This window comes from Clostridium guangxiense (assembly GCF_021043395.1).
Lineage (GTDB): Bacteria > Bacillota > Clostridia > Clostridiales > Clostridiaceae > Clostridium_S > Clostridium_S guangxiense.
Genome location: NZ_JAJNKE010000029.1, coordinates 38,872 through 53,399, shown reverse-complemented (window position 1 = coordinate 53,399; position 14,528 = coordinate 38,872). Strand labels below are relative to the sequence as shown.

12 protein-coding genes and 1 tRNA gene are annotated in these 14,528 nt (G+C 32.1%); 10 read left to right on the top strand and 3 right to left on the bottom strand.

The features are described from left to right. Positions 1–76: transfer RNA gene (locus LQK79_RS15070), tRNA-Lys, on the top strand. An 82-nt stretch (positions 77–158) separates the two neighbouring features. Here the strand turns inward: LQK79_RS15070 and LQK79_RS15065 are convergent. Further along, positions 159–428 carry a hypothetical protein gene (locus LQK79_RS15065; RefSeq protein ID WP_053241618.1) on the bottom strand — a complete coding sequence of 90 codons (270 nt, stop codon included), beginning with the start codon at positions 426–428 and terminating at the stop codon, positions 159–161. Positions 429–573: 145 nt separating this feature from the next. Here LQK79_RS15065 and LQK79_RS15060 point away from each other — a divergent pair, with 145 nt between their 5' ends. Both LQK79_RS15060 and LQK79_RS15055 read left to right on the top strand, forming a co-directional pair. Then, positions 574–1,689, top strand: coding sequence for an HD-GYP domain-containing protein (locus LQK79_RS15060; RefSeq protein WP_053241617.1), 1,116 nt, complete (start codon positions 574–576; stop codon positions 1,687–1,689). Between the two features lie 30 nt (positions 1,690–1,719). Then, positions 1,720–2,385 carry an HAD family hydrolase gene (locus LQK79_RS15055; RefSeq protein WP_053241616.1) on the top strand — a complete coding sequence of 222 codons (666 nt, stop codon included), beginning with the start codon at positions 1,720–1,722 and terminating at the stop codon, positions 2,383–2,385. A gap of 86 nt (positions 2,386–2,471) precedes the next feature. On the opposite strand, the gene araA is transcribed toward LQK79_RS15055, so the two are convergent. Beyond that, positions 2,472–3,944, bottom strand: a complete 1,473-nt coding sequence (araA, locus tag LQK79_RS15050) for an L-arabinose isomerase (RefSeq protein WP_053241615.1) — start codon at positions 3,942–3,944, stop codon at positions 2,472–2,474. A gap of 453 nt (positions 3,945–4,397) precedes the next feature. Between araA and LQK79_RS15045 the strand changes: the two genes are divergently transcribed. From LQK79_RS15045 to LQK79_RS15025, 5 genes are all read left to right on the top strand, one after another. Beyond that, positions 4,398–5,474, top strand: coding sequence for a GntR family transcriptional regulator (locus tag LQK79_RS15045; RefSeq protein WP_231017081.1), 1,077 nt, complete (start codon positions 4,398–4,400; stop codon positions 5,472–5,474). 196 nt (positions 5,475–5,670) lie between these two features. Then, entirely contained in the window at positions 5,671–6,372 is a 702-nt protein-coding gene (locus LQK79_RS15040; RefSeq protein ID WP_053241613.1) for an L-ribulose-5-phosphate 4-epimerase, read from the top strand. Between the two features lie 19 nt (positions 6,373–6,391). Next, positions 6,392–7,048: a fructose-6-phosphate aldolase gene (gene fsa / locus LQK79_RS15035; RefSeq protein WP_053241612.1), complete on the top strand. Its 657-nt coding sequence runs from the start codon at positions 6,392–6,394 to the stop codon at positions 7,046–7,048. Between the two features lie 20 nt (positions 7,049–7,068). Further along, positions 7,069–9,054 (top strand): transketolase, encoded by a 1,986-nt coding sequence (gene tkt / locus LQK79_RS15030; RefSeq protein WP_231017080.1) that lies wholly within the window; start codon positions 7,069–7,071, stop codon positions 9,052–9,054. Between the two features lie 402 nt (positions 9,055–9,456). After that, positions 9,457–10,848: a glycoside hydrolase family 1 protein gene (locus LQK79_RS15025; protein ID WP_231017079.1), complete on the top strand. Its 1,392-nt coding sequence runs from the start codon at positions 9,457–9,459 to the stop codon at positions 10,846–10,848. Positions 10,849–11,046: 198 nt separating this feature from the next. On the opposite strand, the gene LQK79_RS15020 is transcribed toward LQK79_RS15025, so the two are convergent. Beyond that, complete coding sequence (locus tag LQK79_RS15020) at positions 11,047–11,757, bottom strand: GntR family transcriptional regulator (RefSeq protein WP_231017078.1); 711 nt, start codon at positions 11,755–11,757, stop codon at positions 11,047–11,049. Positions 11,758–12,003: 246 nt separating this feature from the next. On the opposite strand from LQK79_RS15020, the gene LQK79_RS15015 reads away from it, so the two are divergent. After that, positions 12,004–12,789 carry an ABC transporter ATP-binding protein gene (locus LQK79_RS15015; protein WP_053241610.1) on the top strand — a complete coding sequence of 262 codons (786 nt, stop codon included), beginning with the start codon at positions 12,004–12,006 and terminating at the stop codon, positions 12,787–12,789. Between the two features lie 2 nt (positions 12,790–12,791). Then, complete coding sequence (locus tag LQK79_RS15010) at positions 12,792–14,435, top strand: hypothetical protein (protein WP_053241609.1); 1,644 nt, start codon at positions 12,792–12,794, stop codon at positions 14,433–14,435. The last annotated feature ends 93 nt before the right edge of the window (positions 14,436–14,528 follow it).

Here is a 14,528-nt window from a genome sequence, read left to right as displayed (position 1 = left end):
GGTTTATTAGCTCAGTTGGTAGAGCACATGACTTTTAATCATGGTGTCCGGGGTTCGATTCCCCGATAAGCCACCAAAAGCAGATATGAATATATCTGCTTTTTTGATGTTACAAATATTAAGTTTTTAGTAGTAAGAAGATTATTTATAAAAATTTTCTAGCAATGATCCTGCTCGCATCCACAGTCATCATCGTGATGATGATGGTGGTGGCAACATTCGCATTCAGGAGTAACTGCACAGATGCAGCATATTCTTACATAAATGCATTCGCCGTGATGTTTTACTAAAACTACATCTCTACATACTTTTTTAATTTTTACGTTTTCCAACTTCTTGCATTGTTCAAGAAGTAATGTAACTTTTCTACCTCTGTGTCTTCTTAATACTCTTCTGATGTTCTCCATTTGCTTGCATTTTCTGCTCATCATTATCGCCTCCTAATAACATAATATGTGAATGACAAAATGCTGACACTAAATTTTCAAATCAATAAGATAATAAAACTATACTTTTTTATATATGGTGTAGTATAATAAAAATATCTAAGAAGAATTACGGGGTGTTAGATTTATGAGGTTAGTTCCCATACAAAGTGTGAAAGAAGGAAGTATTTTAGCAAAGACTATATATGATGGCGAAGGAAGAGTTCTCTTAAAAGAAGGAACTGAACTTAAAGATGCGGTTATTAAAAAAATAGAATTCTTAAATATTTACACTATTTACATAAATGATAAATATAGCAATACTGTTATAGAAGATATGATAAAACCTGAAATAAGGCAGAAATCTATAAAAAAAATTAGAGATGTTTTTTACAATTTAGAACATTATAATAAAAATCCAAACAATTATGAGGGACAAAACCTTTATAAAAAAAATGAAAAAGATTTTCAATCAGTTCAATATGTTGCAAGGGAGCTTATAGAAGAAATCTTATCTAGAAAAAATGTAATGATAGGGTTGGTTGATATAAAGAGTTTTGATGACTATACATATCAGCACTCTGTTAATGTGGCTGTTATAGCTCTTGTATTAGGAATTAAGATGAATTTTCATAAATATGAACTTTTTGATTTATGCATAGGCGCTCTTTTACACGATATAGGTAAGGTTTTTGTTCCAAGCGAAATATTAAATAAACCTGGTAAGCTTACAGAAGAAGAAAGGAAAGTAATTGAAGGGCATCCTGAAAGTGGTTATGAATATTTAAAAGGCAGTTATGATGTATCGGTGCCGGCTAGAATAATAGTTCTTCAACATCATGAACGAATAGGTGGACAAGGCTATCCAGAAGGTAGAGAAGGGGAAAGAATAAGTATACTTGCTAAAATAGTAGCAGTTGCAGATGTATATGATGCTATGACATCTACAAGAGTGTATAGAAAAGCATTATCTCCAAATGAAGTTTTAGAATATATAATGGCCAATGGTGGCACAAAGTTTGATTATAAGGTTGTTCAGGCATTTTCTAAAGTTGTAATACCTTACCCTGAAGGTTCATTAATAAGATTAAGTAATCAAGATATAGCAGTCGTAACTAAAGTTTATTCTGAAATGCCTTTAAGGCCTGATGTTAAAATTGTTTATAGTAAAAATAGTGAGAGCGTAGATTCTATACTAGAACTTTCTAAAGAGAATTCCATAGTAATACAAGGAGTAGAGTATGAAGTGCCTGAAGATAATTAATAATTGTAATACATAATTGGAGGTAATTGTTTGAATAAAGTAGTTATATTTGATATGGATGGAGTAATAGTGGATACAGAGCCAGTATACAGAGAGATAAATGAACAATTGTATAAAGAATTAGGTGCAGAAATAACATTAGAAGAACAGTTCAGTTTTGTAGGTAATGGTTCAAGAATAATATGGACTAAGATAAAGAGTAAGGCTAATTTAGAGCAATCAGTTGAAGAACTTATGGAAACTTCAAAAAATAGAAAATATGAATATCTTTCAAAGAGTGATTCGAAAATAATTCCAATAAGGGGTATAGAAAAACTTCTTTCTTCTCTTAAAAATAGGGGATTCAACATAGCTATGGCTTCATCATCTCCTAAAAAAAATATAGAAGTGATTTTAAATAGAATTAATCTTATAGAATACTTTGAATATATTGTTAGTGGCGAGGATGTAGAAAATGGTAAACCAAATCCGGATATATTTTTAAAGGCAGCAGAGAAGTTTAATGCTAAAGCTTGTGATTGTACTGTGGTAGAAGATTCAAACAATGGAATTACAGGAGCTAGAGCAGCAGGAATGAAATGTGTTGGCTTTAGAAACTTAAATTCCGGTAATCAGGATTTGTCTAAGGCTAATATAATAGTAGAAGCTTTTGATGAAGTTGGTATTAATAAAATAGTTGAAATTGCGTCCAAATAAAATCATGATTAATTTGTAATGAGCGAGGACGTTCATAGTTGTGTGTAAAAAAGAAAAGCCTTGGTAATATAGGACTTTTCTTTTTTTTATTTAAGTTTCCAAGCTATGTCGCTCCATTTAAGTTCATTTCTAAAGTTTGTAACATTAGTATCTTTGTTTATAAGTACACATTCGATACCTACCATTTCAGCATAATCCATTAATTGTTCTGCTGTAATTGCAAAGGATAAGCTAGTATGATGTGCTCCTCCTGCAAGTATCCATGCTTCAGCAGCTTCTTTAAGTGAAGGTTCTGGCTTCCATATAACACGTGCAACAGGAAGTTTTGGTAATGGTTTTTCACCTTTTACTGCATTTACTTCATTGACGATAAGTCTAAATCTATTTCCTAGGTCAATAAGTGAAGCTGCAACAGCATGACCTTCCATGCCATCAAATACAAGTCTAGCAGGATCTTCTTTACCGCCTATATCAAGTGGGTGAACTTCAATTCTAGGCTTTGTACCAGCTACAGTAGGACAAACTTCAAGCATATGAGCACCTAAGATAAGTCCGTTATTTGGATCAAGATTATAAGTGTAATCTTCCATAAGAGCTGTATACTTTCCTTGTGCCATTATTTTCATAGCTCTTAATAAAGCAGCAGTCTTCCAGTCTCCTTCAGCTCCAAAACCATAACCCTTTTCCATTAAGTGCTGTACAGCAAGTCCTGGAAGTTGTCTCATTCCATGAAGATCTTCGAAGTTTGTTGTAAATGCAGTGCAGTCATTTGCTTTTAAGAATTTTTCAAGAGCAATCTCAATACGAGCTTGTTCACGGATTGATTCAACAGGGGCCTTAGGATCTACGTCATATTCTTCTTTATATTCAGCCATAAGTTTGTCCGTTTCTTCTTCTGTCACTTTATTCATAACTTCAACTAAGTCACCTATGCCATAATAACTTACAGACCATCCAAGTTTTATTTGAGCTTCTATTTTGTCACCATCTGTTACAGCTACGTTTCTCATGTTATCTCCGAAACGAGCAACTTTAATGTTTGGTCCTTGAACAAAAGCAGCAGCGGCTCCCATCCAGCTTCCTAATTTTTTGACTAAATCTTCATCTTTCCAATAACCTACAATAACTTTTCTTGGAATGTTCATTCTTGTACATATATAACCATATTCTCTATCTCCATGAGCAGATTGATTTAAATTCATGAAATTCATGTCCATAGTGCTCCATGGTATGTTTTGATTGAATTGTGTATGCAAGTGAAGTAAAGGCTTTCTTAATTCTGATAAACCAGTAATCCACATTTTTGCTGGAGAAAACGTATGCATCCATGTTATAATACCTGCGCAGTTTCCATCTTGATTTGCTTCATTGCAAACTTTCCTTATACTTTCAGAAGTTGTGACTACAGGTTTGTATACAATTTTATATGCGATGGAACTATTGTTTAATCCTTCTACAATTTTTTGTGAATCCTCATCAACTTGTTTTAAAGCCTCTGGTCCATATAAATGCTGACTTCCAGTAATGAACCAGAATTCATAAGGTTTTAAATTTAACATATAGGTTCCTCCTAAATTATTATATTTATTTTACTTTGTATTTTAATTATATTATAATACTTAAAATATGTACGTACAACTAAAAAATATAAGTTGCAATAATAATTTTTTTTGTGTAGATGATAAAATGGCTGTAAATAAGGAATTGCTGTAATAATTAAAAAAAATATTTTTAGGTTATTTTATAAATAGCTTAATTGGTATAATAAATATATAAGTAAAAGTTTCAATAAGGTATTGATAAAATAGAACAGCGAGTATATAATTAAAAAAAGATGTACGTACATTAAGACTAAAATTACATACAACTATTGTTATAATTTTATGTGTCAGCAAAATATTAAAATTGCACATATACTGTTGTTACATGAAGCTTGAAGTTAGTTATCATGAAGTATAAAATGTACTTATACATGTGTATACTTTTAAAAGTAAGGAGTAATGCTGATACCTATGAAAAAAGATGAAACTAAACATGAAATTATTGAAAACTATTTTATAGAACTTATTAAAAATGAAACAATAAACATTGGAGATCAATTGCCATCGGAAAATGAGATTGCCAGTCAGTTTAACGTAAGTAGACATACAGTTAGGCAAGCGCTTGAAAGGCTATCACAGTATGGGCTTATTATGAAAGAAAAAGGCAAGGGAACATTTTGTATAAGCAGTGGAAAAGAAGAAAAGAAATCCAAGAACATTGCGCTTCTTACAACCTATATTTCTAATTATATATTTCCTAAAATAACTGAAGGAGTTGAGGAAGTTTTAAGACAAAATGGATATAACTTACTTCTTTTTAATAGCAACAATGATATCGAAAACGAGATAAATTGTCTTAAAAGTATAGAAAGCCAAGATATTTCTGGAGTTATCATTGAGCCTGCCCAAAGTTCAATAAATAACATGGATAAAAAGTACTTTGAAAAATTTGATGAAAAGAATATCAAATATATAATGATAAATGCTTATTATGAGGATCTTAATCCTGCCTATATTGTATTGAATGATGAACAGGGTGGTTATAGGCTTACAAAGTACCTAATAGAGCTTGGACATAAAAAAATAGCAGCAATTCTTAAAGAGGATGATATTCAAGGTCAAAAAAGAAAAGTTGGATATCTGAATGCTCTTAAAGAAAACGGGCTGAAGGCCGATGAATCTATAATTGGAGAATATACAACAGATACAAAAGAAATGTATATAGATATGTTTTTGAGAGAAATTTTAAAAATGAAGGAAATGCCAAGCGCTATTTTTTGTTACAATGACGATATTGCATTAAAGTGCATAGAAGCATTAAGAAAAGGTGGACTGCAAGTTCCAAAAGATATATCTGTAGTTGGATTCGATGATTCTAGCCTTGCAGTTGCATCAGAAGTTAAGCTTACCACTATTATTCATCCTAAAAAGCAAATGGGTATGCAAGCGGCTAAGTATATATTAGGAATGGTAGAAGGAAGGCTTAATAGACCTCAATACATTTTTGATGCGGAACTTATAGTACGAGATTCTTGTACTAAAAAATAATGTTTATCTTAGCTTCTAAAATTAGAAGGCGATATTTTGTTAAATAAAGATATTTAATAGAAATCTATTATGGAATACAATCTGGAACAGCAATAGTTGTTGATATAACTGGCGGAAAGGAACTTACAAGGACTGTAACTTCATACAAATAAGGAGTTATTAATGATTATCTATTTGAAGGAGGGCAAATAATAACATGTTAGAGACCTTAAAAAAAGAAGTATTTGATGCTAATATAGAATTAGTAAAAAAGGGACTTGTAATTTATACTTGGGGAAATGTAAGTGGAATAGATAGAGAAAGTGGACTTTTCGTAATTAAGCCAAGCGGAGTTGATTACGATACTATGACATCTGATGATATGGTAGTAGTTGATTTAGAAGGAAATGTAGTAGAAGGACATTATAGACCTTCCTCTGATACACCAACACATATTGTACTTTATAAAGAGTATTCTGAAATTGGCGGGGTTGTGCATACTCATTCAGATTGGGCTACTACATTTGCACAAGCTGGAATGGATATACCTGCATTTGGAACTACACATGCAGATTATTTTTATGGAGATATTCCATGTGCTAGAGAACTTACAGAAGCTGAAGTACATGGAGAATACGAGAAGGAAACAGGTAATGTTATAGTAGAAACTTTAAAAAAGAGAAATATAAAACCACTTGATATTCCTGCAATACTTGTTAAGAATCATGGACCTTTTGCATGGGGCAAATCAGCCGCTAACGCTGTATATAATGCAGTTGTTTTGGATAAAGTAGCACAGCTTGCATATAACACGATGACTTTGAAAACAAATGTAGAGAGAGTAAACAGTTATCTTCTTGATAAACACTATATGAGAAAGCATGGACCAAATGCTTATTATGGTCAGGGAAACAAATAATTTTTAGGAGGAATTTATTATGAAGTTTTTTTTAGACACTGCTAACGTAAACGAAATCAAAGAAGCTAACAATATGGGAGTAATATGCGGGGTTACAACAAACCCATCTTTAATTGCAAAGGAAGGAAGAGACTTTAAGAAAACTGTAGCTGAAATAGCAGAAATAGTAGATGGACCAATTAGCGGTGAAGTTAATACTGAAAGCAGCGAAGATGCAGAAAAGATGATAGCAGAAGGAAGGGAAATAGCAGATATTCATCCTAATATGGTTGTTAAAATTCCTATGACTGCTGCTGGACTTAAGGCAGTTAAAGTTCTTTCAGAAGAGGGAGTTAAAACAAATGTAACTTTAATATTCTCTGTAGGACAGGCTCTTTTAGCAGCTAATGCAGGAGCAACTTATGTAAGTCCATTCCTTGGAAGATTAGACGATATAGGTGCAGAAGGAATGACACTTGTAAGTGACATAGCAGAAATTTTTGATATATATGGCATAGAAACAGAAATAATTGCTGCAAGCATAAGAGGGCCTCTTCACGTTATAGATGCAGCTAAAGCTGGTGCTGATATTGCAACGATACCATTTGCAGTTATCATGCAGATGGTTAAACACCCATTAACAGATCAAGGAATTGAAAAGTTCAAGAAAGATTGGGCAAATACTTTCGGAAAATAATATGTGAGGTGCTGCAAATAATGAGTAAAGAATTAGATGCTTTATCTATTAAAGCGATAAGAGTAATTTCTGCAGAAGCTATAGAAAGAGCAAAATCAGGACATCCAGGATTACCTCTTGGATGCGCTCCTATGGCATATACTTTATGGACAAAAATGAAACACAACGGAAAAAATTCAAAGTGGGATAACAGAGATAGATTTGTATTATCAGCAGGACACGGTTCAATGCTTGAATATTGTCTTCTTCACTTATTTGGATACGGAATCACAATGGATGATATAAAAGAATTCAGACAAGTAGGAAGCAAAACTCCTGGACATCCTGAATACGGTCATACCGCTGGAGTTGAAATAACAACAGGACCTCTTGGCCAGGGAATATGTAATGCAGTTGGAATGGCAATTGCAGAAGCTTATCTTGCAAACAAATTCAACAAGCCTAATTTTAACATAGTAAATCACTATACTTATGCTATAGCAGGAGACGGCTGTCTAATGGAAGGCGTATCTGGTGAAGCATCATCTCTCGCTGGAACTCTTGGACTTGGAAAATTAATAGTTTTATATGATTCTAACAATATTTCTATTGAAGGAAATACAGACATTGCCTTCAGAGAAGATGTTGCTAAAAGATATGAAGCTTATGGTTGGCAAGTACTTAAAGTTGATGATGGAAATGACACCGATAAAGTAAGTGCTGCTATAGATGAAGCCAAAAAAGAAACTTCAAAGCCTAGCTTAATTGTTGTTAAAAACATAATCGGCTTCGGATGTACATCAAAACAAGGAACAGCAGGAGTTCACGGTTCTCCACTTGGAGAAGAAAACATAAAGATCATGAAAGAAGAATTCGGATGGTCAATTGAACCTTTCTATGTACCAAAAGAAGTATACGACAATGTAAATGAGTATATTGAAAATGGTGTAAAAACAGAGCAAGCTTGGAAAGAATTATTTGCAAATTACAGTAAAGAATATCCAAGTGAAGCCAAGGAATATGAACTTTGGTTTAGTGGAAAAGTAGATGAAGAAGCACTAAGCAGCAGTGAATTCTGGGGCTTTGATAAGAAAATGGCAACTAGAATTTCTTCTTATGCTGTAATAAACAGATTAAAGGATATAGTTCCAAACTTAATAGGAGGTTCTGCAGACCTTGCACCTTCAAACAAAACCTATATGAATGGAAGAGGAGACTTCTCTAAAGAAGATAGAAGTGGTTCTAACCTTCACTTTGGAGTTAGAGAGCATGCTATGGCAGCTATTTCAAATGGTATTGCTGTACATGGTGGACTTAAACCTTTCTGCTCGACTTTCTTTGTATTTAGCGATTACATGAAGGGAGCCATGAGAATATCTGCACTTGCTGGAATACCAGTAACTTATGTACTTACTCATGATAGTATAGGTGTTGGAGAAGATGGACCTACTCATGAGCCAATAGAACAGCTTGCGGCACTTAGAAGTATTCCACACATGATAGTGTTCAGACCAGCGGATTCAAAGGAAACAGCAGCAGCCTGGTATTATGCAGTAACTTCAAAGAAAAACCCAACTTCTCTTGTTCTTACAAGACAGGATCTTCCTTTATATGAGGAAACCGGAAAAGCTGCACTAAAAGGCGCTTATATCTTAAAGGATTCAGAGAAAAAAGTACCAGATATAATATTAATGGCATCAGGTTCAGAAGTAGAGCTTATATACAAGGCTCATGAAGCATTAAAGAAAAAAGGAATAGATGCAAGAGTAGTAAGTATGCCATCCTTTGAACTCTTTGAAGCTCAAAGCGAAGAATACAAAGAAAGTGTACTTCCAAAGGCAGTAAGAAAGAGACTTGCAGTAGAAGCAGCATCGCCTATGGGCTGGTATAAATATATAGGACTTGATGGAGATATAATTGCAATGAATGACTTTGGAGCCTCGGGAAAAGCAGAAGTGCTATTTGAACACTATGGCTTTACCGTTGATAATGTCATTCGTAAAGCTGAGAAGGTTTTAAGTAAATAATATTGTTTCTTAAAAGAGGGCGTTGCATTTATAATGTAGCTTCCTCTATTTCAATAGTCTATTGTTTTTTCTAAAGCTAGAAGGTGAAGCTCCAATATATTTTTTAGGCTATGGTTTAAAACAATGTCAAAAATAGATATTAATTAGAAAAATAGGCTATACCATATGACATAGTAAAAGATTTAAGGAATAGAAAATCAATTCGATATTCTTCAATTAACAATAGTAAATTATGATGAATTAAATATATGATATTAGTTTTGAAAAAAGCTGAGGTTCTAAATTTTTAGCACCTCAGCTTAAAATTTGTGAATATTTATATAATAAATTATAAAAGTATAGACTTATGAGTTAAATGTATATATAATTATGTTATACTAAATAAACCGTGGAGGGATATCAATGAAATATGAATTTCCTAAAAATTTTTGGTGGGGAGCAGCTACTTCCGGACCACAAGCAGAAGGCAGCTTCAATAAACCACATAAAAATATGTTTAATTATTGGTATGAAATAGAGCCAGAAGCATTTTTCGATAAAGTAGGACCAGAAGTAACATCAAATTTTTATCACAGTTATAAAGAGGACTTGGCTATGATGAAAAATTTGGGGTTCAATTCCTTTAGAACATCAATTCAATGGTCAAGATTAATAGATGATTTTGAAACTGCATCAGTAAATGAAGACGGTTTAAATTTTTATAACAACGTTATTGATGAATCATTAAAGCTCGGAATAACCCCTGTCATGAATCTTCATCACTTTGATCTTCCATATGATCTTTATAAAGAGTATGGTGGCTGGGAGTCAAAATATGTAGTAGATCTCTATGCAAAATTTGCAAAAAAATGTTTTGAGCTATTTGCAGATAGGGTTAAGAATTGGATTACATTCAATGAACCAATAGTAGTAGTGGAGGGAGGATATTTGTATAATTTTCATTACCCCAAAATTACAGATGGTAAAAGGGCTGTTCAGGTTGGATATAATTTAAATCTCGCTTCTGCTAAAGCTATCAAAGAATTTAAAGATGGCGGTTTTGATAAAGCTGGAGGAAGAATAGGTATAGTTCTTAACTTAACACCTTCCTATCCTAGATCAAATGAAAAGAAGGATGTGGAAGCAGCAGATTTTGCAGATTTGTTTTTCAATAGAATGTTTTTAGATACAGCAGTAAAAGGAAAATTCCCAGAAAAATTAGTGGAAATATTAAAGGTTAATTCTGTTATATGGGATAGCACGGAAGAAGAACTAGATTTAATAAGCAAGAGCACTGTTGATTACCTTGGAATAAACTATTATCAACCAAGAAGAATTAAAGCTAAAGAAGAAGCGTTTGATAATTCAAAAGGCTGGCTTCCAGATAAACACTTTGATAATTATATCATGCCCGGAAGAAGAATGAACACATATAGAGGATGGGAAATATACCCTAAAGCAATGTACGATATAGCAATTAATATAAAGAAAAATTATAACAATATTCCCTGGTATATATCTGAGAATGGTATGGGTGTTGAGGGAGAAGAAAAATTCATGAATAAAGACGGTATGGTAGAAGACAAATACAGAACTGATTTTATAAAAGAGCATCTTGAATACTTGCATAAAGGTATCGAAGAGGGAAGCAACTGCCTTGGGTATCATTTGTGGACGCCTATTGATTGTTGGTCCTGGAGTAATGCATATAAAAATAGATACGGATTTATTGCTTTGGATTTGAAAACACAGAAGAAAACTATAAAGGAATCAGGATACTGGTTTAAAGAGTTGACAAAAAATAATGGGTTTTAAAAAATATATAAGGTAGATTGCAGTGAAGCTTTAAATTGTAATTAATGTAGTTGTGTAATTAATTTTTTATTAGAGTATAGAGAAGGGGCTGTTGCACTAAAAATGATATGATAGCTCCATTTTATTATCTGTAAATTATCAGAAAACAAGTAATACGGTGTATTTTATTTATGGTTAATTCTTAACTATAAATTGAGTTTACCTAAATATTACTGTTTTAAATTGAAAGAACTTGTATGAATGCACACAAGTGGAATATTCAAATGCACGTCCATTTTCTAAAAAACCGGTTTGAGTTACAACCGCTACAGGGTCACCTTCTAGAAGCTCTAAATGCTTTCGTTCAAATTCGGTACATTTTCTTACAGTTATGGTTCTATTAGCACTTTGTATCTTGAGTTTTAGATTTTCTTCTATATATTCATAAATTGATGACAAGCAATGTTTCTTGGTTAATCCGGTTATTAAATTTATAGGCATATAGGTATGCTCAATTACTCTTGGAATGCTATCTACGCTTCTAACTCTCAATATATTATAAACGAACTCTTCTTTAGATAAATTTAAGTTTTTTTCTATTCTATCATCACTCGAAACAACATTAAATTCGAGAATTTCGCTTAATATATTTTTAAAGCTGTTTTCTGCTGTGAGACCTCTAAACTGATTAGCAACAGATAAATGAGATATATCTTGAGGACTCATGTCTTTTACAAATGTTCCGGAGCCTCTTCTTTTTACAATTAAACCTTCGTTTACAAGATTATCTAAAGCCTTTTTTACAGTCATTTTGCTTGCAGAATATTCGCTGCAAAGCTCTTTTTCAAAAGGTAATTGTTCATTTGCTTTAAAGGTGCCGTCTAGTATTTTATTGCGTATATCATTTGAAATTTGAATGTATTTTATCATTGTAATTCTCCTAGTGCTTAAAGGTTATGTAAGCATTAAATTTATGATTTTCTCAATCATCAGAAAATCAATTTTATAGCAGTATTATATCATATATTTATAATTTAAAGTATATACTTATTTTATTATAGATAGACAACGTGAAGCCTGAAAATTTAACTAGTATTTTGGATATTATACATATAGTAAAGTTTAGAATGATTTGGTAATATATACATATAGCTAAGATAACTGGGAGGGGAATTTATGGATAATAACAAGCCTATAATATTAATAAAAGATTTAAGAGTAAGTTACGGTGACCATGAGGTTCTAAAGGGCATTAACTTGGAGGCTTATGGTGGACAAATAATAGGATATATTGGAACTAATGGAGCTGGCAAGAGTACTACAGTTAAGACGCTTCTTGGAATAATTCCTGAGTACACTGGAACAGTTAAAATATTTGGCAAGGATATTAAACAAAGCGATATGGATTATAAAAAAAGAATAGGATATATACCGGAAGTTGCCGATATTTATGACAATCTAACTGCACGAGAGTATTTGACTTTTATAGGAGAAGTTTATGGACTTGAATATGAAAAAGCTGATAAAAAGGCGCAAGAACTTATGGGATTATTTCAAATACAGGATGCATATGATTCAAGAATTTCTTCTTTTTCAAAGGGGATGAAACAAAAGGTACTTATAATAGCAAGTTTAATACATAATCCAGACATTTTGTTTTTAGATGAGCCTCTAAGTGGATTAGATGCAAATAGTGTAATGATATTTAAGGAAATATTGACCGAGCTTTCTAATCAAGGTAAAACTATATTTTACTCATCTCATATAATGGACGTAGTTGAAAAGATAAGCACAAGAATTTTGCTTCTAAATAATGGGACAATAGCAGCAGATGGCAGCTTTGAGGAGCTTAAAACTAAATCAAAAGAAGGTTCATTGGAGGAAATATTTAATCAGTTAACTGGATTTAATAGTTATAAGGAACTGGCAGAAGAGTTTGTCTCCACAATTGAGGAGGTGTGAATTTGAAAGAATTTATATTTTTAAGATTTTTAGATATATTTAGCTCCATTTTTAATAAGTCGGGAATTGACTATAAAACCATGAGAAGACTTGTCCAAATAAAGCTAACTTTAGATACAAGAAGACCAAGTAATTTATTTCAAGGGCGAAGGAAAAAAAGTCAAGATAAAAATACTGATTATACATTGTTTCTATATGGTTTTTTTGGACTAATGTTTTCTACCTTAATGTTTACTAATGCAAGTATTTTTATAAAGACCAATATTTTAACGGGAATTATTTTGTTTATGGTAATGACTTCGCTTATAGCGGATTTTTCAAGTGTGCTCTTAGATGTAAAAGATAAAAATATTTTAAGCCCAAGATCAGTTAATTCTAAAACTATAAATACTGCGAAAGTAATACATATAGCTTATTATTTGATCAAGGTTACTTTTTCTATATCCATTTTTCCTATGATTTTTGGAACTATAAAATATGGACCACTATTTTTAGTTATCTTTTTAGTAGAAGATGTACTTATGATGGGATTTATTTTGTTTTTTACATCAATACTGTATTTCGTCATATTACGCTTTTTTGATGGAGAAAAATTAAAGGATATAATAAATTATATTCAAATAGTTTTGACGGTTGTTATGCTTGTATTGTATCAGCTTATGGGAAGAATAATGAATATTTCAACTGTAGGTGGATATCATGAGCTTAAAGCATGGATGTATTTTATACCAAGCTCTTGGTTTGCAGCAGTTTTTAGTGTCATTGTTGAAGGACAGCATCAAATAGCATATGTTGTACTAGCATTAACAAGTGTAGTGATTTCAGCAATTGCATTTATTGTTTATACAAAATATATATCTGTATACTTTGAAAGAAATTTATCTAAGCTTATAAACTCAGATAAAGGAAATAAAAAATTAAAAAAAAGCGGTGGTTTTGGTGACAAGGCTTTGAGTATAATTTGCCCAAATAAAATACAAAAAGAATTTTTTAGATTTGCCAGCAATATGATTTCAAGTGAAAGAAGGCTTAAATTAACTATATATCCGTACCTTGCTTTTGGAGCAGTGCTGCCTTTTGTATTTGTATTTAATTTTAATGTTCAAAGCAGCGGGGCGAGCGTACTAGATAAGATTGCTAATGGTAAATATTATTTTGGAGTTTACTATACGCTTGCATGTGCTTCTATGAGCATAGTTTATATGGGGAGAAGTGAAAAGTTTAAAGGAGCATGGATTTATGATGTGCTTCCAATAGAAGATATGTCGCAGGTTTATAAGGGAGTAGCTAAGGCTTTCTTTCTTAGACTTATGTTCCCAATAACTCTACTTACTAATTTGGTTTTTCTTGCTTTATGTGGATTCAAAATACTTCCAGATGTTATTGCAATGATGATTAATTTGGTACTGCTTGTCTTAGTTTCGATTAAAATTTCACCTAAAGAATTACCATTTTCAAGAGACTTTACAAACAAATACAGTGCAGGTTCTGCATTCGGATTTATGATATTGACAGCGGTATTGGGAGTTATTCATTATTTAGCTACTAGAGTAAGCTTTGGTATATGGGTATACATTGCCATAATTGTTGTTGCTATAGTAGTTTTATGGAATAATGCGTTTAAGTTTGAAGTTAAAAAATTATAAAAGGGAAATTAATTTAAAATGCCCTAAGTGTGGAGAAAAGAATTACATGAAGATGATAAAGGACTAAAACTCAACCCTTGTGCAGATTTACTT

Coding starts and splice junctions, on each gene's coding strand:
- LQK79_RS15015 (WP_053241610.1), top strand. CDS start 12,004: ATGGATAATAACAAGCCTATAATATTAATAAAAGATTTAAGAGTAAGT.
- LQK79_RS15040 (WP_053241613.1), top strand. CDS start 5,671: ATGTTAGAGACCTTAAAAAAAGAAGTATTTGATGCTAATATAGAATTA.
- LQK79_RS15065 (WP_053241618.1), bottom strand. CDS start 428: ATGAGCAGAAAATGCAAGCAAATGGAGAACATCAGAAGAGTATTAAGA.
- fsa (WP_053241612.1), top strand. CDS start 6,392: ATGAAGTTTTTTTTAGACACTGCTAACGTAAACGAAATCAAAGAAGCT.
- LQK79_RS15025 (WP_231017079.1), top strand. CDS start 9,457: ATGAAATATGAATTTCCTAAAAATTTTTGGTGGGGAGCAGCTACTTCC.
- LQK79_RS15045 (WP_231017081.1), top strand. CDS start 4,398: ATGAAAAAAGATGAAACTAAACATGAAATTATTGAAAACTATTTTATA.
- araA (WP_053241615.1), bottom strand. CDS start 3,944: ATGTTAAATTTAAAACCTTATGAATTCTGGTTCATTACTGGAAGTCAG.
- tkt (WP_231017080.1), top strand. CDS start 7,069: ATGAGTAAAGAATTAGATGCTTTATCTATTAAAGCGATAAGAGTAATT.
- LQK79_RS15060 (WP_053241617.1), top strand. CDS start 574: ATGAGGTTAGTTCCCATACAAAGTGTGAAAGAAGGAAGTATTTTAGCA.
- LQK79_RS15020 (WP_231017078.1), bottom strand. CDS start 11,757: ATGATAAAATACATTCAAATTTCAAATGATATACGCAATAAAATACTA.